This window comes from Roseibium album, assembly GCF_001404515.1.
In the GTDB taxonomy this organism is placed as follows: Bacteria; Pseudomonadota; Alphaproteobacteria; order Rhizobiales; family Stappiaceae; genus Roseibium; species Roseibium album.
On record NZ_CXWE01000003.1, the window covers coordinates 582729 to 607311 of the forward strand.

Sequence of the window (24583 nt, forward strand, 5' to 3'; positions counted from 1 at the left end):
GCAGGAAGTTTCCTGAAAGAGTGTCTACTTGCGCGGACTGGGTGCCGGAACTGGAACCGTAAAATCCAGTCCCTTGCGGAAAATCGAACCCGGCGCCGCCGCCTGAGCCTTCTGTTCCACCGGTTGCACAGCAACGGCAGCCTGTGAAATCGCGCCGGAAGAGCCGACTTCCGCCGTTTTTTGCATCTTCGCTCGAATTTCCATCTGGGCCCTGCGAACGGGGTTCGCTACCGGCGTCGGAACATCACTTGCCGGAATTTGTGTCCCGCCGGCAGATGCGGACGCTTTTGGAGATCCGGTCGGTTTTCCGAGCCCGACCTGCAGCGGACGGTAAGCTATCTTGCGCGGACCGAGCGTCCGGTCCAGGATTTTCGCCCAGTCCGGCTTTCCATTCGCCAGCGTGAATCCGCTTTCATCGACTTTCTTCAGCTGCTTGTCATCCGCGCTCCGGAAAAACAGGAAGCCCCCGGAAGGCTCGTTCTTCATGTCGAATCGGGCCATGTAGGCCTTTGCTCCCGGGCTCCGGTTCCGCCGGCAATATCCGTTGGCCGGAGGATTTCCGGACGAACCGGTCAGGCTGGCCACCGTCTTGCCGCCGCGGCGCTTCTTGAAACCCTTGTCGAAAAGCTGCCGTGCAAAGGCCGTTCTTTCCAGACCGGACCCGGCTCCGAGAATCACGGCGATCAGCGTCCGACCGCGCCGCGTAACGGAAGCGGCAACATTGTATCCGGAATTGCAGATATACCCGGTCTTCATGCCATTCGCGCCCGGCACCCGAAGCAGAAACTCCCTGTTCGCCGAACGCAACGTCTTCTTTCCGAACCGAACGCCGGGATACTTGTAAAAGTCCCTGGATTCCGGAAAGTCGCGCCGAAGGGCCATTGCGAGGATCGCCATATCCCGTGCGGTGGTGATCTGTCCATTGTCCGGCAATCCATGTGGATTGGTGAATCGTGTGTTGCTCATGCCCAGACGCCTGGCTTCGGCATTCATCATCGAAATGAAACCGGATTCAGATCCTGCAATGGCTTCCCCAAGCGCCACTGCAACATCGTTTGCCGACTTGATGAGGATAATCTTCAGCGCCGTGTCGATGGTGAAACGCGTACCGACCTTGAAACCCATCTTGCTTGGCGGTTCGGACAACGAGTTTTTCGACTGGACAACCGCAGAATTAAGCGTCGCACGGCCTTCCCGGATCGCCTTGAACGTCACATAGGCTGTCATCATCTTTGTCAGGGAGGCAGGGTACCACTTCCGCGTCGCGTTCTTCTGTTCCAGAACCTTGCCAGTTTTCGCATCGATAAGAATGAACGCGCCGATATCCGCCCGTGCAGGCTGGCTGGTGAGGCCGGCAACAAAGCCGAACACCACAAGCATTGAAATTATCAGGCGGCCAATTGTGCTTGAAAACACGTGTATCCCTCGCTGGTCACACCGCTTAAGAAAACGCACACAGGTTAAGGACTGCTTGCCTTTTTGCTGTGCCACTAAAAAACCGGAACATTTCGCTGAGGGCAACCCCCTCATGAAGCCGTAAAAATGATGATGATTTGTGCAAGCGCCTTATTTTTAGTCAACCGGATCGGAATGTCCTTTCCGATCAGCGCAAAATCGCGCACTTTCCGCATTGGTCCCGGTATCCGGCAGGAACAAAGATTTTTGGCCCGGCCTTTGCTAGGAGTTTGAAAACACAGCGGGGGAAGCGCCAGGAATTGACCGGCCCTCGGAAAATTCAGTTGGCCGATGGCATATTGCCGGCGAAACGCCAAGGGGACGGAAACGGTATGTATGGTGCTGCCACGGCATCAGATTTGGGTCCGCAGGACACGAGGTTGCAGCGGGTCAATGGCTCTGCGCGCATCCGCTTCACCGGAGCTGGCGGCAGGACCCGGCTTGCTGACCTTTACCAGCAGGGTTCCGCCAAGATCCGCTTGCCAAAGGTTTACGACGGCGCAGACACGGCTGTTTTGATCAACACGGCCGGTGGCCTCACCGGCGGTGATGCCTTGACCTATGACGTTGCAGTGGATGACGCCACACACGCGATTGTGACCAGTCAGACCGCGGAACGCGCCTATCGCAGCAATTCCGGCTCCGCAAAAGTGACAACGTCACTCAAGGTTGGCGATGACGCGACCCTGGAATGGCTGCCGCAGGAAACCATCCTGTTCGACAGATCCAGCCTTTCCCGTTCGATCAGCGCAGACTTGGCACCCGAGGGCAGATTGCTGCTGCTGGAGACCCTCGTGCTGGGGCGGAGAGCCATGCGCGAAACGGTTGAAAAGGTTTGGTTCAGGGACAGGTGGCGGATCAGACGGGGCGGCAAACTGGTGTTTGCAGATGACATCCGCTTCGATGGCGATCCGGGGAAATTTCTGGGCGGTCAGGCAGCCACAGGGGGTGACCGCACGATCGCAACCTTCCTGGACTGCACAACAGACGCTGAAGACAGGCTTTCGCTCGCTCGGTCCTGCCTCGAGGCGTCTGGAAATCACGCAATTCACGCAGCCGCCAGCGCCTGGAACGGCTTGCTGACGGTTCGATTTGTATCCGATGACAGCCGCATCTTACGGAACACGCTGGTGTCCTTCCTGACCGATTACCGCTCGGCCGATCTGCCACGCGTCTGGCATTGCTAATCTGGAGAACTGATCGATGAACCTGACTCCGCGCGAGAAGGACAAGCTGCTCATTTCAATGGCTGCCATGGTTGCCCGGCGGCGCCTGGAGCGAGGCGTCAAACTCAATCATCCCGAAGCGATTGCCTTGATTACGGACTTCGTCGTGGAAGGTGCGCGGGATGGCCGATCCGTTGCCGATCTCATGGCGGCCGGAGCGAAAATCCTGTCCCGCGAACAGGTGATGGAAGGCATTGCCGAAATGATCCATGATGTACAGGTGGAAGCGACGTTTCCAGACGGTACGAAACTCGTCACGGTACACGAACCGATCCGCTGATAGTCATGCTCTATTTTGGGAGTTAGCAATGATACCAGGTGAAGTCTTCCCTGCTGATGGTGAAATCGAGCTGAACGCCGGGCTGGAAACCGTCGAGCTGGACGTTTCCAACACAGGCGACCGGCCGGTTCAGGTCGGCAGTCACTACCATTTTGCAGAAACAAACGAAGGGCTGTCATTCGATCGTGACCTGGCCAGAGGCATGCGTCTCGACATCCCTGCCGGAACGGCCGTCCGCTTCGAACCCGGCCAAACCAGATCCGTCACGCTGGTTCCTTATCGCGGCGAGCGGACGGTGTACGGGTTCAATCAAAAAGTCATGGGCAAGCTCTGATGCGCCAATGCATATCGTTCCGGAGGCTCTTGCTTGGGTTTGTCCTTACGTTTCTCCCCTTTTCGCCGGCAAGTGCGCAGAACACCGTCAATTGCGACAACCCGGTGAGCCAGATGGAAATGACCCTTTGTGCCGAGCGGGATTGGCAAGCGGCAGATGCGGAACTGAACACCGTCTACAAGGTCGCCATGGAAAAAATGCGCGAAATGGACGGTTATCTGCCGGACAGCCTCAAAGGTGCCACCGAGGCCTTGCGGGACGCCCAGCGCGCCTGGGTTCCCTATCGCGACAAGGCTTGCGCCGCTTACGGCTTCCTCGCGCGGGGAGGCACACTTGAACCTCAACTCATTTACGTGTGCCGGGCTCAGCTGACCAGAACGCGCGTGACCGAACTCAACGAACTTGCCGGGGGTCTTGGAAATTGATGCGCTACCTGATTTCAGCCATTTTTGCGACCTCGGTTTTCCTGGCGGCTTCTGGGCTCCGGGCTCAGGAAAACGTCGATTGCGGGTATCCGCTGAACAATAACGAACGCACATATTGTGCGGAAAAAGCCCTGAAGGACGCCAACGCAACCATGGAAGCGGCTTATGAAACGCTCAAAGCCAAGGTTGTTGCGATGGACGACGTATTGCCGGAGCACCTGAAAGGCAGTCCCGCTGCGCTCGAAGAAGCACAAGCGGCCTGGCTCACGTTTCGGGAAAAGGACTGCAGGGCGTACAGCTTTCCCTTCAAGGCCGGAACGCGCGGCAACGATCTATATCGAAACTGCATGATTGTCATGACCATGCATCGCGCCGACGATTTGGCAGCAACTCTCGAAGACTACGGCAACTGATCGCCGACAGGAGCAAACATGGCTTACAGGATGCCGCGCGCCGCGTATGCGGACATGTACGGACCGACAACCGGTGACAGGCTGCGTCTTGCCGATACCGATCTCGTCATCGAAGTCGAAAAGGATTTCACCACCTATGGCGAGGAAGTGAAATTCGGCGGTGGCAAGGTGATCCGTGACGGTATGGGCCAGTCACAGGCACCGCGCAGCGCCGGCGCTGTCGACACGGTGATCACAAACGCGCTGATCGTGGACCACTGGGGTATCGTCAAGGCTGATGTCGGGCTGAAGGATGGCCGCATTGTCGGTATCGGCAAGGCGGGCAACCCGGATGTTCAGCCGGATGTCGACATCGTCGTCGGGCCCGGGACGGAAGCCATAGCCGGGGAGGGCAAGATCCTGACCGCCGGGGCGCTCGACGTTCACATCCATTTCATCTGTCCGCAGCAGATCGAAGAAGCCCTGATGTCAGGTGTGACGACCATGCTGGGGGGCGGTACGGGACCAGCGACCGGCACAAACGCCACAACCTGCACGCCAGGGCCCTGGCATATCACCAGGATGCTGCAATCGGCGGACAGTTTTCCGATGAACCTCGCCTTTGCTGGCAAGGGCAACGCATCCTTGCCCGCGGCACTTGAAGAACAGATCATGGCCGGTGCCGCCGCCTTGAAGCTGCACGAGGACTGGGGCACGACACCGGCTGCCATCGATACCTGTCTTTCGGTCGCGGACGAATATGACGTCCAGGTGATGATCCACACCGACACGCTGAACGAGTCCGGCTTTGTTGAAAACACCACCGCGGCCTTCAGGAACCGCACGATCCATGCCTTCCACACCGAGGGCGCCGGCGGTGGCCACGCTCCGGATATAATCAAGGTCTGCGGCGAGATGAATGTTCTGCCGTCATCGACCAACCCGACCCGGCCCTACACGGTCAACACGCTTGAAGAACATCTCGACATGCTGATGGTCTGTCACCATCTGGACAGTTCGATCCCTGAAGACGTTGCCTTTGCCGAGAGCCGTATCCGCAAGGAAACGATCGCGGCCGAGGACATTCTCCACGACATGGGTGCCTTTTCGATCATTGCTTCGGACAGCCAGGCTATGGGCCGTGTCGGAGAGGTGATTATCCGAACCCTGCAGACCGCGCACAAAATGAAGGTTCAACGGGGCCGTCTGCCGGAAGAGGCCGGCGAAAACGACAATTTCCGCGTCAGGCGCTACATGGCCAAGATGACCATCAATCCCGCGATCGCACATGGTCTTGACCAGCATGTCGGATCGGTCGAGATCGGCAAGCTCGCGGACCTGGTGCTCTGGGATCCGAAATTCTTCGGCGTCAAGCCTGACATGGTTCTGAAACTGGGTACGATCGCAGCCGCACCCATGGGTGATCCGAACGCATCCATTCCGACACCGCAACCGGTGCACTACCGGCCTATGTTCGGCGCTTTCGGCAAGGCAATGACCGAAAGTCGCGTGACATTCGTTTCCCAGGCAGCCTACGACACGGGCGTTGCGGAAAAGGCCGGTCTGGACAGCCTCGTCCTGCCCGTCAAGAACGTGCGCGGCGGTATCAGCAAGAAGTCCATGGTCCTCAACGATGCGACGCCCGATATCGACGTTCATCCCGAAACCTACGAAGTCCGGGCCAACGGCGAATTGCTAACCTGTGAACCTGCAGATGTCCTGCCGATGGCACAGCGCTATTTCCTGTTCTGAACCCGATGCACTGCTGAAGGAGCCAAAATCAGGATTGGCCTGAAATGCACTTAAGCTGAAGAAAACAGGATTAGACCCAAAACACCTTGGTGAAACCAGGGGGCCGGATCGAAAATGGGAGAGGCAAAGGAATGTACAAGATCGTCGGATTTCCGCGCACGCGCGCGATGCGTGTCATGTGGTTGCTGGAGGAGTTGGGCGAAGCCTACGAGGTGGATCCGGCAATGCCGCAATCCGATGCCGCCCGGGCACTCAACCCGAGTGGCAAGGTGCCGATCCTGGTCGACGGCGACAGCGCCATCACCGAATCCGTCGCGATCTGCACCTACCTTGCCGACAAGCACGGCCAGTTTACCTTTCCTCCCGGAACCCTTGAGCGTGCGCGCCAGGATAGCTTCACCCAGTTCGGAGTGGATGTTCTGGAAGGAGCCCTTTGGACGGCCGCAAAAAACACGTTCATCCTGCCGGAGGAAATCCGTGTCCCTGCAGTCAAGGATGTCTGCAGGATGGAATTCCAGCGCGGTCTGGAAGTCCTCGAGCAGCGGCTTGGCGCTGGTCCTTACGTGATGGGCGAGACATTCACGATCGCGGACATCATAATCGGTCATTGTTCGGGTTGGGCGGTTTTCGCCAAATTCGACCTGCCGAAGGAAGGACCGGTTCACGAATACCTGAAGCGCCTCAGGGAGCGCCCTGCCTTCAAGTCAATGATGGCAAAGGTTGAAGCGGCACAATGATCCGGGTTCTGGCTATTCATCGCACCCGGGACTGGCAAGGTGACCCTGTGGACCGGGTCACCCTCGACCTGGATGACAGATACCGCCGGCGGGCGGTTCTGACGGGTGCGGGCGGCCTCACGTTCCTGCTCGACCAGCCCAGCGCGGTTCACCTTCACCACGGTGACGGCCTCGAACTGGAGGACGGGCGGATAGTCGAAGTACTGGCCGAGCCGGAAGACCTTGTCGAAATCGAAGCCGGGGATATTGCCCATCTCGTGAGGATCGCGTGGCATCTCGGCAACCGGCACCTGCCGACCCAGTTGCTTGGCGAAACGCTGCGGATCCGACGAGACCACGTCATTGAGGAAATGGTGTCCAGGCTCGGAGGACGGCTGACACCTGTAAGCGCCGCATTCGACCCGGAAGGGGGCGCCTATGGTCATGGCCGCACCGAAGGCCACGTTCATGGGCACGGTCACGGGCACCATCACCACGGCGGGCAAACATCCGCCCATGAATGACATCGTTTCACCTGCAGCGCTCTACCGTCTGATGACCTTCCTTTCTCCGGCCTTTCCCGTCGGGGCGTTCAGTTACAGCCACGGACTGGAAAAGGTGATCGAACAGGGCGGGGTGAAGGACGCCGCAGAACTCGAAGACTGGCTCTCCGGTATCTTGCGATATGGCGCTGGACGGAACGATGCGATCCTCCTGAAGGAAACGCTCCTGGCCGGCCAGGAGGGGGATGCGTCGTTGGTGATTGAATTGCGGGAACTTGGACTTGCCCTCCAACCCTCCCGTGAAAGGCATCTGGAAACCAGCGCGCAAGGCACGGCCTTCATGCAGACGGTTGCGAAAAGCTGGCCTCCGGACGCCGGTACAACGGCTGGAAAACTGTTTCGGGACCTGGTCGCCGCCGACCATGATCCCTGGCCCTATCCCGTCGCGTTCGGTCTCGTCTGTGCAGCGCACGCCATCCCGGTCAAGGCGGCAGCGACGTCCTTTCTTCAGGCTTTCGTCGCCAATATCGTTTCCGCGGCCATCCGCGCAGTTCCCATCGGGCAGAATGACGGACAAAGAACGATCGCCGGTCTGGAGCCGGTTGTTTTTGAAGTTTCCGAGACCGCACTCCGTTCGGGACTGGACGATCTCGGCAGTTCCGCCTTTTTCGCAGACATCGCCTCCATGGCACATGAAATCCAGTATTCGAGGTTGTTCCGCTCATGAGTTTTCAAAACGGTCCCCTGCGTGTCGGCATTGGTGGCCCGGTCGGCTCCGGCAAAACCACCCTGACCGATCACCTTTGCAAGGCAATGCGCGATGACTATTCGCTCGCCGTCATTACCAACGACATCTACACACGAGAGGATGCCGAAGCCCTGATGCGCTCCCAGGCTCTCACAAGCGACCGGATTCGCGGTGTCGAAACCGGGGGATGCCCACACACCGCCATCCGCGAGGACGCATCGATCAACCTCGCCGCAATTGATGATCTGACCAGGGCGATACCGGACCTTGATCTGGTTCTGATCGAATCCGGCGGCGATAATCTCGCAGCTACCTTCTCCCCGGAACTCGCCGATCTGACGATCTACGTCATCGACGTGGCGGCAGGCGAGGAAATCCCGCGAAAGGGTGGCCCGGGCATTACCAGGTCGGATCTTCTTGTCATCAACAAGACCGACCTTGCACCCCATGTCGGAGCGGATCTTGACGTCATGGACAGGGATGCATCAAGGATGCGCAAGAGCAGGCCATTTGTCTTTGCAAACATGAAGGCCGGTGACGGACTCGCCCCGGTGGTCAGTTTTGTTGTTGAAAGAGGCGGCCTGGAGGCCCGGACAGGCAGAAACTAGTCCGTTCCGGAACAACGCCTTGCTTGATCTTTTTGGCGTTTACGACCAACCTGCCCTCGGAAAAGTACGGAGGGCGGACCCATGATGTTTGACGGCGTGAACCTGATTGCCGTGGCTGCAGCGGCCATTGCATCCTTCATCTTCGGGTCGGTCTGGTACGGCGTGCTTGGCAAGGCCTGGATGAAGGCGGCCAGCCTGACGGAAGAGCAGACGAAACCGGATCCCGTGACACTCGGGCTTACATTTGTCTGTCAGATCGTGATGGCATTCGTCTTTGCGGGAATCGTCTACCACACGGGTGAAACAACAATCCGCGCCGGGATTATTTCCGCACTGATGATCTGGGTTGGCATCATCATGACAACGCAAATCATCAACCATCGGTTCCAGGGAAAGCCGTGGAGCCTGACTTTTATCGATGGCGGGCACTGGCTGGGTGTCATTCTGGTGCAGGGCATTGTAATAGGTTGGTTCGGATCCTGAAGGCCTTGCCGCCGACGGTGCCTGTCGTAATTCACTACGTATTTGAACGCATTAGACCAAGGACTCGGCGACTAAAGGACTAAAGTTTGGTTCTGGACGCCCAAGGGGGCCATACGCATAATGGCACCCGGAAAATAAAGTCGGCTTCTGGGGGGAATAGATCCAAAGCCGGCCAATTTCGGTTTCGGGAGGTTCTCAATAATGTCTGACTCTGTTTTTCCCGTTCCTGCGGAGGTAGCCGCACGGGCGCATGTCGACAATGCCAAGTATCTGGAGATGTATGAGCGCTCCGTGGAAGATCCTGACGGCTTCTGGGGTGAGCACGGCAAACGGGTCGACTGGATCAAGCCTTACTCGAAGGTCAAGAACACCTCGTATGACTATCACAACGTCTCGATCAAATGGTTCGAGGACGGAACGCTCAATGTCGCGGCCAATTGTGTCGACCGGCATCTGGAAAAGCGCGGCGATCAACCGGCGATCATCTGGGAAGGTGATGATCCGGGCGAGCACAAGGTCATCACGTACAACGAACTCTCCCGGGAAGTGAACAGGTTTGCCAACGTCCTGCACGGGCAGGGCGTGAAGAAGGGCGATCGCGTCACCATCTACATGCCGATGATCCCGGAGGCGGCTTACGCGATGCTGGCCTGCGCCCGCATCGGCGCTGTTCATTCCATTGTTTTCGGCGGCTTTTCACCGGACAGTCTCGCCCAGCGCATCGACGGCTGCAAATCGGACTGTATCGTCACCGCTGACGAAGGGCTTCGCGGTGGGCGCAAGGTGCCGTTGAAAGCCAATGTCGACAGGGCGGCCGAGAAGGCTCCCGTCAAGTCCGTGATCGTGGTCAGGCGTACGGGCGGCGACATCTCCATGCAGGACGGACGTGATGTCTGGTACCATGAAGAGGCGGCACGTGTATCCGACCAGTGCGAACCGGTGGAAATGAACGCGGAAGATCCGCTGTTCATCCTCTACACGTCCGGGTCGACCGGCCAGCCGAAAGGTGTACTGCACACGACCGGCGGCTACCTTGTTTACGCCTCCATGACCCATGAATACGTCTTCGACTATCATGAGGGTGATGTCTACTGGTGTACCGCGGATGTGGGCTGGGTGACCGGACACAGTTACATTGTCTACGGTCCGCTGGCCAACGGGGCGACCACACTGATGTTTGAAGGCGTCCCGACCTATCCGGGACCGGGCCGGTTCTGGGAAGTCTGCGACAAGCACAACGTCAATATCTTCTACACGGCTCCGACAGCAATCCGTGCGCTGATGGGTGCGGGCGACGACCATGTCACCAAGACCTCGCGCAAATCATTGCGCCTGCTTGGATCCGTTGGCGAGCCGATCAACCCTGAAGCCTGGACCTGGTACCATAATGTCGTTGGCGAAGGCCGTTGCCCGATCGTCGATACCTGGTGGCAGACGGAGACCGGCGGCATCCTCATCACGCCGCTTCCAGGTGCGACGGCGCTGAAGCCAGGTTCTGCAACAAGGCCTTTCTTCGGGGTTCAGCCTGCCATCGTCGATGCGGAAGGCAAGTTCCAGGAAGGTGCGACGGAAGGCAACCTTGTCATCAAGGATAGCTGGCCAGGTCAGATGCGGACGGTCTATGGCGACCATGAACGCTTCGTCCAGACCTATTTTGCCACTTACAAGGGGCTTTACTTCACCGGCGACGGCTGTCGGCGCGACGACGACGGTTACTACTGGATCACCGGGCGGGTGGACGATGTCATCAACGTTTCCGGTCATCGCATGGGCACAGCGGAAGTCGAAAGCGCGCTTGTCGCACATCCGAAAGTTTCCGAGGCTGCCGTTGTCGGCTATCCGCACGATATCAAGGGGCAGGGCATCTACGCTTATGTCACGCTGATGGAAGGCGAGGAACCGACGGACGAATTGAAAAAGGAACTGGTCAGGCACGTGCGCGCGGAAATCGGACCGATCGCGTCTCCAGACCTGATTCAGTTCTCTCCAGGCCTGCCGAAAACACGTTCAGGCAAGATCATGCGCCGCATTCTGCGCAAGATCGCCGAGGACAGCTTCGACAATCTTGGCGACACATCGACACTGGCCGATCCGGCCGTTGTCGACGATCTGATTGACAATCGTCAGAACCGCGGTTGACCTGACAAATCCCCAACAAAAAAGCCCGCCGATCGGCGGGCTTTTCTCTTGTCCTCACCTATCGTTATTGCGACAGGTAAACCTGCTGGATTTTCTTCGCAATGTTGGAGAAGGCGGCAATCAGATCGTCTGCGGACGTTGCGACATAGTACTTGTCCGGATCGGCGCACTCTCTCATTACCCGGGCCTGACTCGAAGTCGTCGCAGTCCCGAAATAGACCGTATAAATCGTGACACCGGCGTTTTTCATTGCGCTACAAAGAGAAAGGGCCCGCTGTGAGGATTTTCCCGAATAGCCCGAGCTCCGTTTCTCGACCCAGTAATCATTCGTCCCGTCCAGGCAAGTTCCGTCATACCTGACGCCTTTATACTCGTAATTTTGGCATTGAGTCTTCGTCCAGGTTACTTTCTCGTAGCGTGTATTGAAGGCCCCGTCGGTCATGATCAGGGCAAACTTCAACACTTCGGTATTCGAGTATTCGGCTGGCGCTGATTCCGTCGGCCAGAGATCTTTCCAGTTGGGGGAAAGTGTGTACCAGCCGACACCAATGCCAGTATGACCGGCTGTATAGCCGTCCGTTTCGAGATCGCCTATCGCGGTCATTAACGTGGACCGGTCGTCCGTCAGCGGTTGCAGCACGGAATCGGAGCACTCCGCGGCCCGGTAGGTTCCAGACCCGTTCCCGAGCGGTTCAACGGTATAGCTTGCATCTGTGTACTGTTCGCCGCCAGTCCGCTCCGTAGCACATCTTGTACTATACCCATTGGTCGCTGCCGAAGCGTAGCTGTCCATGTTGACACCGACACTGTAAGGCACCAGCGAGATCTTGACCTTGCTTTCGGTCGAACCGTCCGGGATAAGGATATTGACCACCGATTCTGCTGCGTCTTTGAGATCGGAGAGTGCCCAGCCCATGGAACCGGTCACATCAACCACCATTGCCATTTCAATGTCGAACCGGGAAAAGGTTACCTGTGAGTTGGTACCGAACGTGAACGTTTCCGGCCCGAAGGCTTGTTTGCCGTAACCACCGAAATCGATGAACATGTTGTCCATGGTCGCCGCCGATGTGACGGTAACCCGACCGTTTTCGCTGTCGACAACGAAGGACAGGTTATCGATCGCTTCGTCGAGGAAATCGGCGTCTGACATATTTCCCTTGAAGGAATCCGTGATGACTTTCTGGATTTCCGCGTCGGTCAAGGCCTGGGTCGACAATTGCGTCGCGGCGGCAAGCGCCGCAGCGTCGAGCGCGTAGGAAAGTTTTTCGCGCGCGTTCACGACCCGCGATACGTCGACCGCGGCACCGGCCATCACGATGATGATGACCAACATGATCCCGAAGATCGGGATAATCGCTCCCTCCCGTTCGCTGCGCAAACGAACGGCCAGGTTCCGGATAGAAAGAATAGGTTGCTTTAACATGACTGCCTCACAGCTCTCATGAGACAGTTATTACAGAAAAGTACCTAAATTCTTAAATGAACCCTTTAAAACGGGTAAAATAAGTCTTAACGCAACTGAATAAAAAGACAATGTGAATGCGCGGACAAGGCAGATTTGCTTTCCGGTCAACCGAACACAATGCGCTCTACGGTTCGAGTTCTGTATCCCAATACAGGAAATCCATCCAGCTCTCGTGCAGGTAGTTTGGCGGAAAACCCCTGCCATTGTTGTGCAGATCCTGGATGGTCGGCCGAAAGGGCATGTGCATCGGCCACATGTTCAACTGTTCGCAGGACTTGTTGGATTTGCGCAGGTTACAGGGTGAGCAGGCGGTGATCACATTCTCCCAGGTCGTCAGGCCACCTTTTGAACGGGGAATGAGGTGATCGAAGGTCAGTTCGTATTTGGAGCTGCAATACTGGCACTGAAATTTATCGCGGAGAAAGACGTTGAAGCGGGTAAATGCGGGGTAACGGCTTGGTTTCACAAAAGTCTTGAGCGAGACAACGCTAGGCAATCGGAATTCGAAGCTCGGACTTCGGACCGCCGCATCATACTCTGCAACTATGTTGACCCGATCCAGGAACACCGCCTTTATGGTGTCCTGCCACGACCACAAAGACAATGGATAGTAACTCAAAGGCCGGTAGTCCGCATTGAGCACCAACGCCGGATGGGCTCCAGACGAAACCGCTATTGTCACCTTCCGCTCCTCACACCTGCTCGGAATGTCCTGCGCCCGGTCAATCGGACAGCGGAACATGTCCTTTTGTGACAGGAGTATTGTAGTGCCGAGGTGACAGTCTTGTGAAGCCCGTCAAAGTCATTTCTGATTGAGGTTGTTGAAAGGCTTTTTCTGGCAAAGGATTTTTCTTAAATCTATGAATCAGTTGCCTGATATCAATTGCACCTGCGTTATGTCGACAGATTTACGTGCTCCACGAAAAAGGGCGCCCGAAGACGCCCTTTGAATTGCCGGAATTCTTGATTGGCGCGGATACGAATCAATTCACCGTCCAGTTGCGAATATCAACGAAATGACCGGCGATCGCCGCTGCGGCAGCCATAGCCGGTGAAACAAGGTGGGTACGGCCCTTATGTCCTTGCCTGCCCTCGAAATTCCGGTTCGAAGTTGAAGCGCAGCGCTCACCAGGCTTAAGCTTGTCGGCATTCATTGCCAGGCACATGGAGCATCCAGGTTCACGCCAGTCAAATCCGGCTTCCTTGAAGATCACATCAAGGCCTTCTTCCTCAGCCTGTTCCTTCACGAGACCTGAGCCCGGAACCACCATGGCGTCGACATGCGCCGCCACTTTGTGGTTCCCGATGACAGCCGCGGCCGCACGCAGGTCTTCGATTCGACCGTTGGTGCACGAACCGATGAATGCACGATCGATCTTGATGTCGGTGATTTTTGTGCCCGGCTCAAGACCCATGTAGTCCAGTGCGCGCTTCTTGGAGTCGCGTCGGTTTTCATCCTCGATCTGCTCTGGATCCGGCACAACGCCTTCCACTGAAACCACATCTTCCGGAGAGGAGCCCCAGGAAACGATCGGCGGCAGGTTTGCGGCGTCCAGCTCGACAATCTTGTCGAAATAGGCATCCGCGTCCGAATGCAGCGTATGCCAGTAGGCCATCGCCATATCCCAGGCTTCGCCCTTTGGAGCCTTCGGACGGCCCTTGACGTATTCAAAGGTGATCTCGTCCGGAGCGATAAGTCCGGCGCGTGCGCCGGCTTCGATCGACATGTTACAGACGGTCATCCGTCCTTCCATGGACAGCGACCGGATCGCATCACCCGAATATTCGATGACGTAGCCCGTCCCGCCTGCGGTACCGATCTTGCCGATGATTGCCAGAACGATGTCCTTTGCGGTGACACCTTCCGGCACATCACCATTGACCTTGACCAGCATGTTCTTGGCTTTTTTCTGGATCAGGGTCTGGGTCGCAAGGACATGCTCGACCTCGGACGTTCCGATGCCGTGTGCAAGTGATCCGAACGCACCGTGCGTGGACGTGTGGCTGTCGCCGCAGACAATGGTCATTCCAGGCAGCGTAAAGCCCTGTTCCGGACCGACGATATGAACGACACCCTGGCGCATATCCAGTTCGGAATAGTATTCAACTCCGAATTCGGCTGCGTTCTTGGCAAGAGTATCCACCTGCAATGCGGACTCCGGATCGTCGATCCCGTCGCGCCGGTCGGTTGTCGGAACGTTATGGTCGACGACGGCCAGGGTCTTCTGCGGGCTGCGCACCTTGCGGCCATGCATCCGCAGTCCTTCGAAGGCCTGCGGGCTGGTGACTTCATGCACCAGGTGACGGTCTATGTAGAGCAGGCCGGTTCCGTCCGGCTGCATGTCGACCACGTGGTCGTCCCAGATCTTGTCGTAAAGCGTGCGAGCCTTCGCCATGGGTCTCTCCTCATTCACGCCGGTTCCAGTTGCGCCTGCGTCCCGGCACCTGCTTCCGGCATCGTCTTCCTTCGCTGACAGGTGCAGCAAGGATTGTTGCAAAATTCTGGCTAGTGAATGGCGCAGCCACGCCTCAAGGTCAAGTTCTGGCGGGTTGAGCTGAATTCAACTGAGATTGATTGCCATGATTTCATACAAAAAAGGCGGTCGCAGGGACCGCCTTTCAATCGTATTCGCCAACTCGGCTTATTCAGCAGCGCTCTCTGCAGCTTCCTGCTGGGCCTTCTTGGCTTCCGCCTTGGCAACCTTGACAGCGGCAGCTTCCGCGCGCGCTTCCTCGTTGAGGCGCTTGGAGCGAACATTGGTGTTTTCGGTGATCCGGGCGGACTTACCGCGGCGATCACGAAGGTAGTAGAGTTTCGCGCGGCGAACCTTGCCGCGGCGGACAACTTCAACACCCTCGAGCATCGGGGAAAAGATCGGGAAGACTCGTTCAACGCCTTCGCCATAGGAGATCTTGCGAACCGTGAAGCTCTCGTTGATGCCGCCGCCGGAACGGGCAATGCAGACACCTTCATAAGCCTGTGTACGGGTACGGCTACCTTCGGTGACCTTTACGTTAACGCGAACCGTGTCACCTGGTGAAAATTCGGGAAGCTTGCGTTGAGCTTCGATCTTCGCCATTTCCTCAGCATTGAGCTGCTCGATTATGTTCATGGCATATTTCCCTTTTCAATTACAAAGCGGTCAGAGCGTTTTCCGGTAAAGGCCGGAAACGTGTTCACCAGCTTTGGGCCATGTTGCATATCAACCGGGATTAACGGGATTGAACCGAAACCGGTTCCGCCCTGCAGGTCGTTCAACAGAAATTGAACGCGCCATCACCCAGCTTTCGCGGGCGTATATAGCAAAATCCGGAGTTTGTCATGTTGTTTTTGTTCGTCTGAATATACCGGCTTGCAAGCTTCGCATCGAATTTCGGAGAATAAATTCAAGAGCTTTACGCCGACGTGGCTATGAGAGCGCCATTTATACAGACAAATACGAGGCAGCCAATAACAACAAAAGCAGCGGCACAAGTGCCGCTGCTGATGCCTAGCATTGCCTAAAGTAATTCTTTCCCCATTTCACCAGTTCTTCACAACTGACAAAACAATTTTGGTTGCAATAACATTCTTATAGCACATTTGAAAAAAATTGTCACGATGGCATTTACGATATCTATAAAATAACGTTAATTGATATCGGTTAAATCTCAAGTTGCAAGCAACAGGATTCGTCACTTGGTAAACGATCACTCCAGTTTACTGCACAAAATCTACTCGGCTGCTTTGCTCGACGAGGGGCTTACTGGTGTGCTTTCGGATCTTGCAACCACTTATCCGGATCTGCCAATTTCTTATCAGGCCCAATGCGTCTACCGGAACAAGGTTTACGACTGCGCCATGTTCAATCACGGCGAAGACGCCGAGTTCCGGCTAAACCATGCCGTCTCGCCAAATCCGTTTCCACCAATTGCGTTGCAATGCGATCCTTCGGATGTGGTTTTCACGGGGGATTTCATTTCCACCGCCGATGTCGAGAACACCGATTTTTACGATGAATTCCTGAAGGATCACGGCGAAATCAATCGTGCCTTTGGCGTGATACTGCATCGCGAAGGCGAGGATTCCGCGTTCGTGGCCGCCAACCTGCCCAGAAGAATGGGCCGGAAAGAAGAGGAACATGTCCGAAGTCTTTTCGGCTTTCTCAGGCCGCATCTGCAAAATGCCTTCGGGCTGCTCTTGGAACTTGCAAAACGGGACGCTGAACCCGCCAACCCGCAATTCTGGCTGGATCAGATTCCGACGGCCGCTCTGGTTGTTGAACCCGACGGCAGAATTCTGCATTTCAACCGACAGGCCGACAAAGTGCTGACAACCGGCAAAGCGTTGTTTATCGACCGGACTGTCCGTCTGGGCGCGCGCAGGCCTCAAATACAATCCGCTCTTCAGGCGGCTCTCGCAAAAGCGTCAGGATTATCCATGCCAGTCGGGCCAATACCCCTGATGGACAACGGGCACCCAGGTCCCTTCTTTTTCGTCTTGCCTATCCAGCACAAAGACCAGCTTCACCCGGGGCTTGCACCTTTTCTGGCGCCAAGGCTTCCTCTGCTCGTCACGGTGTTCGATCCGGACGATGTCCCCAAATCATCTGAAAAAATACTCTCGACTGCATTCGGTTTGACGGATCGGGAAGCGCTGCTGGTTCAACAGCTGATCCTTGGTGTCTCGCTGAAACAGGCAGCGGAAAACTTGCAGATTTCGTATAATACGGCAAGAAATCATCTGGCGAGCGCGACGTCGAAAACCGGTGCCCATTCACAGGCCGATATCGTCCGGCGCGGCACGCAGCTCCTTGCAAAACTGGGAGACCAGGCTTCGGACAGGACCTAGTCCACGTCGTCTTCGTCCGCCATATAGGATTCCCAGAGATCCGGACGCCGTTCACGGGTCAGGCGCTCGGCCTCTGCCATCCGCCATTCGTGAATTTTCTGGTGGTTACCGGATGTCAGAACATCCGGAATCGGCATGTTCTCGAAGGCGGCCGGACGGGTGTAATGCGGATGTTCCAGCAATCCGGTCTCGAAACTCTCCGTATCCGCACTTTCGATATTGCCCATGACGCCCGGGATAAGCCTGATGATGGCGTCCAGCATCGTGATCGCCGCGACCTCGCCACCTGACAGGATATAGTCGCCGACGGAAACCTCCTCAAGTTCCCGGGAATCGATGACCCGCTGGTCAACACCCTCAAACCTGCCGCAGACAATAATGGCGCCCGGACCGGACGCAAGCTCATGTGCCCGTTCCTGCGTGAACGGGCGACCGCGAGGGCTCATCAAAAGCCGAGGACGCGGATCACCGGCAGGCGCCGCTGCATCGACTGCCATTGCGAGTATGTCTGCCCGCAACACCATCCCGGCGCCGCCACCGGCAGGCGTGTCGTCAACGCTTCGATGCTTGTCCGTGGCAAAATCCCGGATCTGGACCGTCTCGAGAGCCCAAAGCGCCCTGGCGAGCGCCCGCCCCGACAAGCTGTGGCCAAGCGGTCCTGGAAACATGTCCGGATAGAGCGAGAGGATCGTGGCTTTAAAGGGCATCAAGTGACCATTAACCCTGAAATTCGAAAGTTCCGCCTGTCCACCGGACAATAACGGCACGGAAAGATCTGATTAAGGCCCACCGGTCATGCTGGCAAGAGCGTTTCAATCAGGTCCATTGCCGTGTTTCAGTTTCCAGTTTTGCGTTTCAAGCTTCCCGCCGTGATTCAGAGGCGGGTTGAACAGCACTATCTCGACATTTCGCTGAGCCGGATAGTACCGCTGGTTTCGCTGATGACATTCGGCATTCTGGTTGGCATGGTTTTCAAAACAGGCGTTGGTCATCCTTATGACAAGGTGATCCATATTGGTTTCTTCGCCCTGCTGACACTCTCCATTCACGCGCTGTTCTGTTGCCGTCTGCGAATTTCAGCGGTCGTTGCGTTCACGATGGGAATTGCGGGTGAAGTCGTGCAAGGCTTTCTGCCGCATCATGAAATGTCGATAGCTGACACGGTCGCAAACGGCATCGGGGTAGCCTTGATCGTCGCGCTGATCGCATTGTTGCGGTCCGAGGTCAGTCAGGCGGTTGATGACCATGACACCGAGGAAAACCTGAACCTCAACCGCATGGGCCTGGAGCCCGTCCCAGTGCGTTATTTTTCCGGAGAATCCTCGTCAGACGATCCTGGCGCGTCTTCGGAAAAGTAGTCGTCAGGCAAGTCCGCTTTCACAAACCCTTCCGCCATAGCGACCTCAGGCACGAATTCCTTCGTGAACGGGATGTAGAATGTCCTGCCTCGCTTCGGCCTGATCTCCAGAAGATCGCCGGCGCCGAAATCCTGAACCGCAACGATTTTCCCCAGTTGTGCACCGCTCTGGTCGATGACGCTCAGGCCGTTGAGGTCGGAATAGTAGAATTCGTCTTCATCAGGATCGGGAAACCGGTCACGGTCGACATAGAGTTCGACGCCGTTCAGTTCTTCCGCCTGGTTCCGGTCCTTCACCTGCTTGAACTTGGTGATCACGACCGTCTTCTGCACTCGCGCTTTTTCAACCTCGAAGGACCTTGATCCGTCCTTGGAGATCAGCACGCCGTAGTCGGTGAAAGAGAGCGGGTCGTCACCATAAGGCTTGACCCGCACTTCCCCGCGGATGCCGTGAGCGGCACCGATCTTGGCCATCAGGACTTTCTGACTGTCTGTTGAACTCATGTCAGCATGGGCCTTTGATGTATACCGGCGCCGTCTCTTTCAAATATTGGATCGGCAGATGCTTATTCAGCAGCTGCTTCTTCGGAAGCGCCTTCGGTCGCAGCCTCTGCAGTTGCTGCAGCAGCTTCTTCATCAGCAAGTTTCTTGGCTTCCAGGCGTTCCTTGGCCTTGGCTCCGAGTTCTGCCTTCTGCGGGTTGTTGCGCGGCTCGCGCTTCAGCAGGCCGGCGGCATCCAGAAAACGGTGAACACGGTCGGTCGGCTTGGCACCGTTGCCGAGCCAGTACTGAATGCGTTCTACATTCAGCTTGACGCGGTCTTCGGAATCCTTCGGAAGCATCGGATCGTAGGAGCCGACCTTCTCGATGAAACGACCATCGCGCGGTGAGCGGATGTCAGCAATAACGATACGGTAATACGGGCGTTTCTTGGAACCGCCGCGTGCCAGGCGAATTTTCGTAGCCATTTTTTATCTCCAGTTTTTCAGTTGCCGGCTTCAGCGGCAATGGCTTCATGGTGCCGGATCACTTCGCGAACGATGAAGTTCAGGAATTTCTCGGCAAAGTCAGGATCGAGATTGGCATCGGCAGCCAGCCGCCGCAGTCTTTCGATCTGAATCTTCTCCCGCGCCGGATCGGCCGGCGGCAGGTCGTTGGTTGCTTTCAGAACACCCACCTGCTGGGTGCACCTGAAACGTTCGGCGAGCATATGGATGAGCGCGGCATCGATATTGTCGATGGAAGATCTCAGAGCTTTCAGCTCCTGCAGAGCCTCGCTCTCGCCAAGCCGGGTCTCCGCTTCACTCATCGCTTCTTACCCTTCCCCATGCCCGGCAGGCCGGGAAGTTTCGGCCCACCGAGACCTGGAAGACCCGGCATGCCCGGAGGCAATCCGACGCCACCCAATCCACCCGGCATCCCGCCGGGAAGGCCTTTCGGCAGTTCCATTCCATCGGGAAGCTGGCCCGACTTGGCCATTTCTTCCAGTTGTTTCGGATCGACATCCGGCATCCCGCCACCGCCAAGACCGCCCATGAGCTTGCCCAGCATGCCTTTGCCCTTGCCCATCTTCTTCATCATGTCCGCCATCTGGCGATGCATCTTGAGAAGCTTGTTGACTTCGGCAACCTGAACGCCGGACCCGGCTGCGATACGCTTCTTGCGGCTCGCTTTCAGGAGGTCAGGTTTGGATCTTTCGGACGGGGTCATCGACTGAATGATCGCGATCTGGCGCTTGAACATCTTGTCGTCGATGTTTGATGCCTCGATCTGCTTCTTCATCTTGCCGACACCCGGCAGCATGCCCATCATCCCGGACATGCCTCCAAGCTTTTCCATCTGTTTCAGCTGCTCGGCGAGATCTTCCAGGTCGAAATGACCCTTCTGCATCCTCTTCGCCATCTTCGCGGCTTTTTCCGCATCGATGGCCTCGGCAGCCTTTTCGACAAGCGAAACGATATCGCCCATTCCGAGGATACGGTCGGCGATCCGCTTCGGATGGAAGTCTTCCAGCGCATCGGATTTTTCACCGGTACCGATCAGTTTGACGGGTTTGCCGGTGACCGCCTGCATGGAAAGCGCGGCACCGCCGCGTCCGTCACCGTCCATTCGAGTCAGTGCGATACCGGTGATGCCAACACGTTCGTCAAAGCTGCTGGCCAGATTGACCGCATCCTGTCCGGTCAATGAGTCGGCAACCAGCAGAATTTCATGAGGCTGGGCGGCGGCTTTCACATCCGCCATTTCCATCATCAACGGCTCGTCGATATGTATACGGCCCGCCGTATCCAGCATGACGACGTCGTAGCCGCCGAGCTTTGCCGCAGACATCGCCCGGTTGGCAATTTCAACCGGGCCCTGGCCTTCGACAATCGGCAACGTGTCGATCTCGTTCTGCTCACCCAGAATTTTCAACTGTTCCTGAGCGGCCGGACGACGGGTATCAAGCGATGCCATCAGAACCTTGCGCCTGTCGCGCTGGGTCATCCTGCGGGCAATTTTTGCAGTCGTTGTCGTTTTACCGGAACCCTGAAGGCCGACCATCATGATCGCCACGGGTGCAGGCGCATTCAGGTCGATTGGCTGAGCTTCGGCACCAAGCATCTCCACCAACTGGTCATGAACGATCTTCACGACCATCTGGCCCGGCGTAACTGACTTGACGACTTCGGCACCGACAGCACGGCTGCGAACCTTGTCGGTGAAGGAGCGTACGATCGGCAGGGCAACGTCGGCTTCGATAAGCGCGCGCCGGATTTCACGCATCGCTTCGTTGACGTCGTTTTCCGACAGCGCACCACGGCCGGTGAGCTTGTCGAATACTCCGCTTAGTCGATCGGACAGGCTTTCAAACATCAAAGGGTCCTTAAGTCATCTTCTTCGGGAAATCTCCCGAACCATATGGGCAACCGGCGCCTGGATCCAACAGGTTTGCTTGACGCAAAGCAGTTTCGCACCCGAGGGCGCGTCGCGCTGTCGGGTGTGAACCTCCGGGATCTCTTTACACCTTTTCGGGTCCCGGTCGGTGGTACAGGTTGTCAGTCACTCATATGGAGTTCGCGGGTCTATGCCCGACTGCGAACCGAGAGTCAAGCATGGCGCCCCTTTTAAAACCCGGCAGAACAGGTCAATCCCGCCGGGACGTCTCGTAGCGCGAAGAAATCTCGTAGTAGTCGCTGAAGCCGATGCGGGTCCTGATTTCCTTGAAATCCATGAGTTCGGATTGTCGCGGTGCATCGGCTTTCAATTGACCGAGCGTCGTGAGCATGGCCTTCATCGCGCTGGCCATGAGAGTCAGCGGATAGGCCGCGATGGCAAACCCTATCTCTTCCAGTTCCCTGTGTGAAAGCTCCGGCGTTTCACCACCTTCAACGATGTTTGCCATTTTGGGCCCGGGCAGTTCCCGGCAGACTGTCTCCATTTCCGCAACGGTTTTCGGAGCCTCGACAAAGAGAATGTCAGCGCCCAGTTCCTTGAACCGCGCTGCCCGTTCAATCGCTTCACTCAAGCCGTGTTCATGACGTGCGTCGGTTCGTGCAAGGATCAGGATATCCGCGCCGTTCTCCCTGGCATCGTTTGCGGCGCGGATCCGGTCGAAAGCTTCGTCCCGCGAAACAACAGCCTTGCCTGGCGTATGGCCGCATCTCTTCGGCGCGACCTGATCCTCGATCATGACGGCGGCCGCCCCCGCCTTGGCAAAACCGGTGACAGTCCTGCGCACGTTCATGGCGTTGCCGTATCCTGTGTCTCCGTCGGCAATCAGGGGAAAGTCGACGGCATTCGTTATGTTGCCGACCTGATCGAGCACCTCCCCGTAGGACATCAACCCGAGATCAGGTTGCCCGATTCTCGAAGCGGAAGTTGCAAATCCCGACATGAAGGTCAGGTCGAATCCCGACTGCTCGATCAGTTTTGCAGAAAGTGCATCAAAACAGCACGGCATGACGTGCAATTTGTCCGCATCGAGCAGTTTCCTGAGTTTTTCAGCCTGTGACGGCATTCTCACCACCTAGAATTTGAAAGGTATGTATAGGGCCAGGTCGGTCCAGATATACAGGATGGCAACCGACAGCAGCATCAGTGCCAGAAACGGCAGCACCCCGCGCGAAACGTCGGAAAGGCTGGATTTCGCAACCGACTGGATCACATAGAGATTGAGACCGACCGGTGGTGTGATCAGCGCACATTCTACCATCACCACCATATAGACCCCGAACCAGATCGGATCGAAACCGAGCGCCATCGCAGCAGGCAACAACACGGGTGTCATGATCAGGACCATGGACAGCGCTTCGAAAACAAGCCCCATGATCAGCAGCACAACGGACACGACCAGGATGAACGCCAGCGGCGTATCGATATTCTGTCCGATGAACATCGAAATTTCCTGCGGGAGCCGGTAGAGCGTGATTGCCTTGCCGAAAACCTTTGCACCGGCAACGATCAGGAGAATGGCAACAGTCGTGACCATCGAGTCGTAAGCTGCTTCCTTCAACCCCTGCCAGGAAAGTGATCTGAGGACGACGCCCGTGATGACCAGAGCGACCGCGAACCCGATTGCCGCCGCTTCGGTCGGAGTTGCGATGCCTGAATAAATGACACCGATGACAAAAACCGCCAGCACTACGGACGGCAATGCGCGCAGGGAACTCCGCAGACGTTCGTCAACGCTCGCAGCTGGTTCGGACCGATATCCGCCGAACCAGCGCGCATGGATCATCGCGAAAGCGATGAACAACACCACCAGCAGAATACCTGGCCCTATTCCGGCAAGAAACAACGCAATGACGGACTGTTCGGTCACAAAACCATAGACGATCATCGGGATCGACGGAGGAATGAGGATGCCGAGCGTCCCTCCCGCCGCCAGCAGACCATAGACGAAGCGGCGCTCGTAGCCGCGGCTGATCATCTCGGGAATGGCCACCGTACCGATGGTTGCGGCGGTTGCCACCGATGAGCCTGAAATCGCAGCAAAGATCGCACAGGAAAGGATCGTCGCGACGGCCAGACCCCCGGGCCAGTGACCAACCCATGCATGTACGGCTGCAAAAAGATCCTTTCCGACACCACCCTTCAGCAGGATGTTCGACATCAGCAGGAACAGCGGCACGGCAAGCAGGATGAACCCGTCCAGGGTGGAAAGGATGGCCTGTGGCGCCATCAAGGGCGAAAAGCCGCCGAATATCAGCATCGCGAGCCCGATACCGCCAAGCGTGAAGGCGACCGGGACGCGAATAAGCAGGAGCGCGAACAGCGCGGCCAGGATCAGCAGAGTGGTCATGAAGCGGTGCCGCCTTCCAGATCCCGACGCCCGATAGCCGATCCGAGCTCGATGACCGCCTGGACGAACAGCAGTGCAAATCCAACCGGTATCGCAAGCTCGGAAATCCAAGTTGGCAAGTCGAGCATGGATCCCGTGGTGCGCCCACGTTCAAAGGAATCAAGGAATATCTCTCCACCTTTCCAGGTAACGATTGCGCTGAAAAGGGCAATTGCACTCATTGCCAGGACACGGCAGACACGTTGCGCCATGTCCCCTAGCCTGATTGTCAGCGCATCGACGGCTATGTGCTGATTTGCCTTCAGCAGCCAGGGCATCCCGATCATGCTTCCCCAGATGAGGCACAGCTGCGAGAGCTCTGCCGCCCAGATCGTCGGCGCAACGAACAGATAGCGCGCGCTGACCTCGTAGGTCAGCATGCAACCGGCCAGAATGAACAAAAAGGCCGCTGATCCGGCAAGCATCCGAAGCAGCGCATAAAACGCTCTCATGGGTAACCAAGCAGACTTTTGAAGGTGGAATTGTTCGAAACGGATATCAATGCGCTCCGCATCCGGCCGGACGCGAAGCGCTTTCATTCAG

27 protein-coding genes are annotated in these 24583 nt (G+C 57.0%); 14 read left to right on the plus strand and 13 right to left on the minus strand.

Annotation, left to right across the window (positions count from 1 at the left end):
* Nucleotides 1-24: 24 nt before the first annotated feature.
* A complete protein-coding gene (locus LA5095_RS12200) occupies nt 25-1416 on the minus strand; it encodes a D-alanyl-D-alanine carboxypeptidase family protein (protein ID WP_208992649.1) in 1392 nt (463 codons plus the stop codon).
* Between the two features lie 371 nt (nt 1417-1787).
* Here LA5095_RS12200 and LA5095_RS12205 point away from each other — a divergent pair, with 371 nt between their 5' ends.
* The 12 genes from LA5095_RS12205 to acs all read left to right on the plus strand — a co-directional run bounded on the left by LA5095_RS12205 (nt 1788) and on the right by acs (nt 11061).
* On the plus strand, nt 1788-2642 hold the full coding sequence (locus LA5095_RS12205; RefSeq protein ID WP_055115665.1) for an urease accessory protein UreD: 855 nt from the start codon (nt 1788-1790) through the stop codon (nt 2640-2642).
* A gap of 16 nt (nt 2643-2658) precedes the next feature.
* Entirely contained in the window at nt 2659-2961 is a 303-nt protein-coding gene (locus LA5095_RS12210; protein WP_055115215.1) for an urease subunit gamma, read from the plus strand.
* Between the two features lie 28 nt (nt 2962-2989).
* Nucleotides 2990-3295 carry an urease subunit beta gene (locus tag LA5095_RS12215; RefSeq protein WP_055115216.1) on the plus strand — a complete coding sequence of 102 codons (306 nt, stop codon included), beginning with the start codon at nt 2990-2992 and terminating at the stop codon, nt 3293-3295.
* Nucleotides 3295-3720, plus strand: coding sequence for a lysozyme inhibitor LprI family protein (locus LA5095_RS12220; protein WP_082442511.1), 426 nt, complete (start codon nt 3295-3297; stop codon nt 3718-3720). Before LA5095_RS12215 ends, LA5095_RS12220 begins: the two co-directional genes overlap by 1 nt.
* Nucleotides 3720-4133 carry a lysozyme inhibitor LprI family protein gene (locus LA5095_RS12225; RefSeq protein ID WP_055115218.1) on the plus strand — a complete coding sequence of 138 codons (414 nt, stop codon included), beginning with the start codon at nt 3720-3722 and terminating at the stop codon, nt 4131-4133. Before LA5095_RS12220 ends, LA5095_RS12225 begins: the two co-directional genes overlap by 1 nt.
* 18 nt (nt 4134-4151) lie before the next feature.
* The gene (ureC, locus tag LA5095_RS12230) at nt 4152-5864 is read left to right on the plus strand and encodes an urease subunit alpha (protein ID WP_055115220.1); all 1713 of its coding nucleotides are present in this window, start codon (nt 4152-4154) and stop codon (nt 5862-5864) included.
* A gap of 131 nt (nt 5865-5995) precedes the next feature.
* Nucleotides 5996-6601 carry a glutathione S-transferase family protein gene (locus tag LA5095_RS12235; protein ID WP_055115222.1) on the plus strand — a complete coding sequence of 202 codons (606 nt, stop codon included), beginning with the start codon at nt 5996-5998 and terminating at the stop codon, nt 6599-6601.
* On the plus strand, nt 6598-7104 hold the full coding sequence (locus LA5095_RS12240) for an urease accessory protein UreE (RefSeq protein ID WP_055115224.1): 507 nt from the start codon (nt 6598-6600) through the stop codon (nt 7102-7104). Before LA5095_RS12235 ends, LA5095_RS12240 begins: the two co-directional genes overlap by 4 nt.
* Nucleotides 7025-7810 (plus strand): urease accessory protein UreF, encoded by a 786-nt coding sequence (locus LA5095_RS12245; RefSeq protein ID WP_306360055.1) that lies wholly within the window; start codon nt 7025-7027, stop codon nt 7808-7810. The genes LA5095_RS12240 and LA5095_RS12245 overlap by 80 nt, the downstream gene beginning before the upstream one ends.
* Nucleotides 7807-8439: an urease accessory protein UreG gene (ureG, locus tag LA5095_RS12250; protein ID WP_055115228.1), complete on the plus strand. Its 633-nt coding sequence runs from the start codon at nt 7807-7809 to the stop codon at nt 8437-8439. Before LA5095_RS12245 ends, ureG begins: the two co-directional genes overlap by 4 nt.
* An 81-nt stretch (nt 8440-8520) precedes the next feature.
* Nucleotides 8521-8922 carry a DUF1761 domain-containing protein gene (locus LA5095_RS12255; protein ID WP_055115230.1) on the plus strand — a complete coding sequence of 134 codons (402 nt, stop codon included), beginning with the start codon at nt 8521-8523 and terminating at the stop codon, nt 8920-8922.
* Nucleotides 8923-9123: 201 nt separating this feature from the next.
* Nucleotides 9124-11061, plus strand: coding sequence for an acetate--CoA ligase (acs, locus tag LA5095_RS12260; protein ID WP_055115232.1), 1938 nt, complete (start codon nt 9124-9126; stop codon nt 11059-11061).
* A gap of 64 nt (nt 11062-11125) precedes the next feature.
* Here the strand turns inward: acs and LA5095_RS12265 are convergent, their stop codons facing one another.
* The 4 genes from LA5095_RS12265 to rplS all read right to left on the minus strand — a co-directional run bounded on the left by LA5095_RS12265 (nt 11126) and on the right by rplS (nt 15642).
* Nucleotides 11126-12487 (minus strand): TadE/TadG family type IV pilus assembly protein, encoded by a 1362-nt coding sequence (locus LA5095_RS12265; protein WP_082442512.1) that lies wholly within the window; start codon nt 12485-12487, stop codon nt 11126-11128.
* 166 nt (nt 12488-12653) lie between these two features.
* On the minus strand, nt 12654-13211 hold the full coding sequence (locus LA5095_RS12270) for an HNH endonuclease (protein ID WP_029060721.1): 558 nt from the start codon (nt 13209-13211) through the stop codon (nt 12654-12656).
* A 301-nt stretch (nt 13212-13512) separates the two neighbouring features.
* Nucleotides 13513-14925: a 3-isopropylmalate dehydratase large subunit gene (gene leuC, locus LA5095_RS12275; RefSeq protein WP_055115669.1), complete on the minus strand. Its 1413-nt coding sequence runs from the start codon at nt 14923-14925 to the stop codon at nt 13513-13515.
* A 246-nt stretch (nt 14926-15171) separates the two neighbouring features.
* Complete coding sequence (rplS, locus tag LA5095_RS12280) at nt 15172-15642, minus strand: 50S ribosomal protein L19 (protein ID WP_055115235.1); 471 nt, start codon at nt 15640-15642, stop codon at nt 15172-15174.
* A 566-nt stretch (nt 15643-16208) separates the two neighbouring features.
* Between rplS and LA5095_RS12285 the strand changes: the two genes are divergently transcribed.
* Nucleotides 16209-17360: a helix-turn-helix transcriptional regulator gene (locus tag LA5095_RS12285; RefSeq protein WP_144435968.1), complete on the plus strand. Its 1152-nt coding sequence runs from the start codon at nt 16209-16211 to the stop codon at nt 17358-17360.
* Here LA5095_RS12285 and trmD read toward each other — a convergent pair.
* Nucleotides 17357-18067, minus strand: a complete 711-nt coding sequence (gene trmD, locus LA5095_RS12290) for a tRNA (guanosine(37)-N1)-methyltransferase TrmD (protein WP_055115239.1) — start codon at nt 18065-18067, stop codon at nt 17357-17359. The two genes, LA5095_RS12285 and trmD, sit on opposite strands and share 4 nt — an antisense overlap.
* Nucleotides 18068-18190: 123 nt before the next feature.
* On the opposite strand from trmD, the gene LA5095_RS12295 reads away from it, so the two are divergent.
* The gene (locus tag LA5095_RS12295) at nt 18191-18718 is read left to right on the plus strand and encodes a VanZ family protein (RefSeq protein WP_055115241.1); all 528 of its coding nucleotides are present in this window, start codon (nt 18191-18193) and stop codon (nt 18716-18718) included.
* On the opposite strand, the gene rimM is transcribed toward LA5095_RS12295, so the two are convergent.
* From rimM to LA5095_RS12330, 7 genes are all read right to left on the minus strand, one after another.
* Nucleotides 18664-19221, minus strand: coding sequence for a ribosome maturation factor RimM (rimM, locus tag LA5095_RS12300; protein ID WP_055115244.1), 558 nt, complete (start codon nt 19219-19221; stop codon nt 18664-18666). The genes LA5095_RS12295 and rimM overlap by 55 nt on opposite strands.
* Before the next feature lie 62 nt (nt 19222-19283).
* Nucleotides 19284-19685, minus strand: coding sequence for a 30S ribosomal protein S16 (gene rpsP / locus LA5095_RS12305; protein ID WP_055115246.1), 402 nt, complete (start codon nt 19683-19685; stop codon nt 19284-19286).
* Between the two features lie 17 nt (nt 19686-19702).
* Nucleotides 19703-20026, minus strand: a complete 324-nt coding sequence (locus LA5095_RS12310; RefSeq protein ID WP_029060714.1) for a chorismate mutase — start codon at nt 20024-20026, stop codon at nt 19703-19705.
* A complete protein-coding gene (gene ffh, locus LA5095_RS12315; RefSeq protein WP_055115248.1) occupies nt 20023-21573 on the minus strand; it encodes a signal recognition particle protein in 1551 nt (516 codons plus the stop codon). The genes LA5095_RS12310 and ffh overlap by 4 nt, the downstream gene beginning before the upstream one ends.
* A 271-nt stretch (nt 21574-21844) precedes the next feature.
* Nucleotides 21845-22717, minus strand: coding sequence for an isocitrate lyase/PEP mutase family protein (locus LA5095_RS12320; protein ID WP_055115250.1), 873 nt, complete (start codon nt 22715-22717; stop codon nt 21845-21847).
* Nucleotides 22718-22726: 9 nt separating this feature from the next.
* Nucleotides 22727-24001, minus strand: coding sequence for a TRAP transporter large permease (locus LA5095_RS12325; protein ID WP_055115252.1), 1275 nt, complete (start codon nt 23999-24001; stop codon nt 22727-22729).
* On the minus strand, nt 23998-24579 hold the full coding sequence (locus LA5095_RS12330) for a TRAP transporter small permease (protein WP_208992651.1): 582 nt from the start codon (nt 24577-24579) through the stop codon (nt 23998-24000). Before LA5095_RS12330 ends, LA5095_RS12325 begins: the two co-directional genes overlap by 4 nt.
* Nucleotides 24580-24583: the final 4 nt, after the last annotated feature.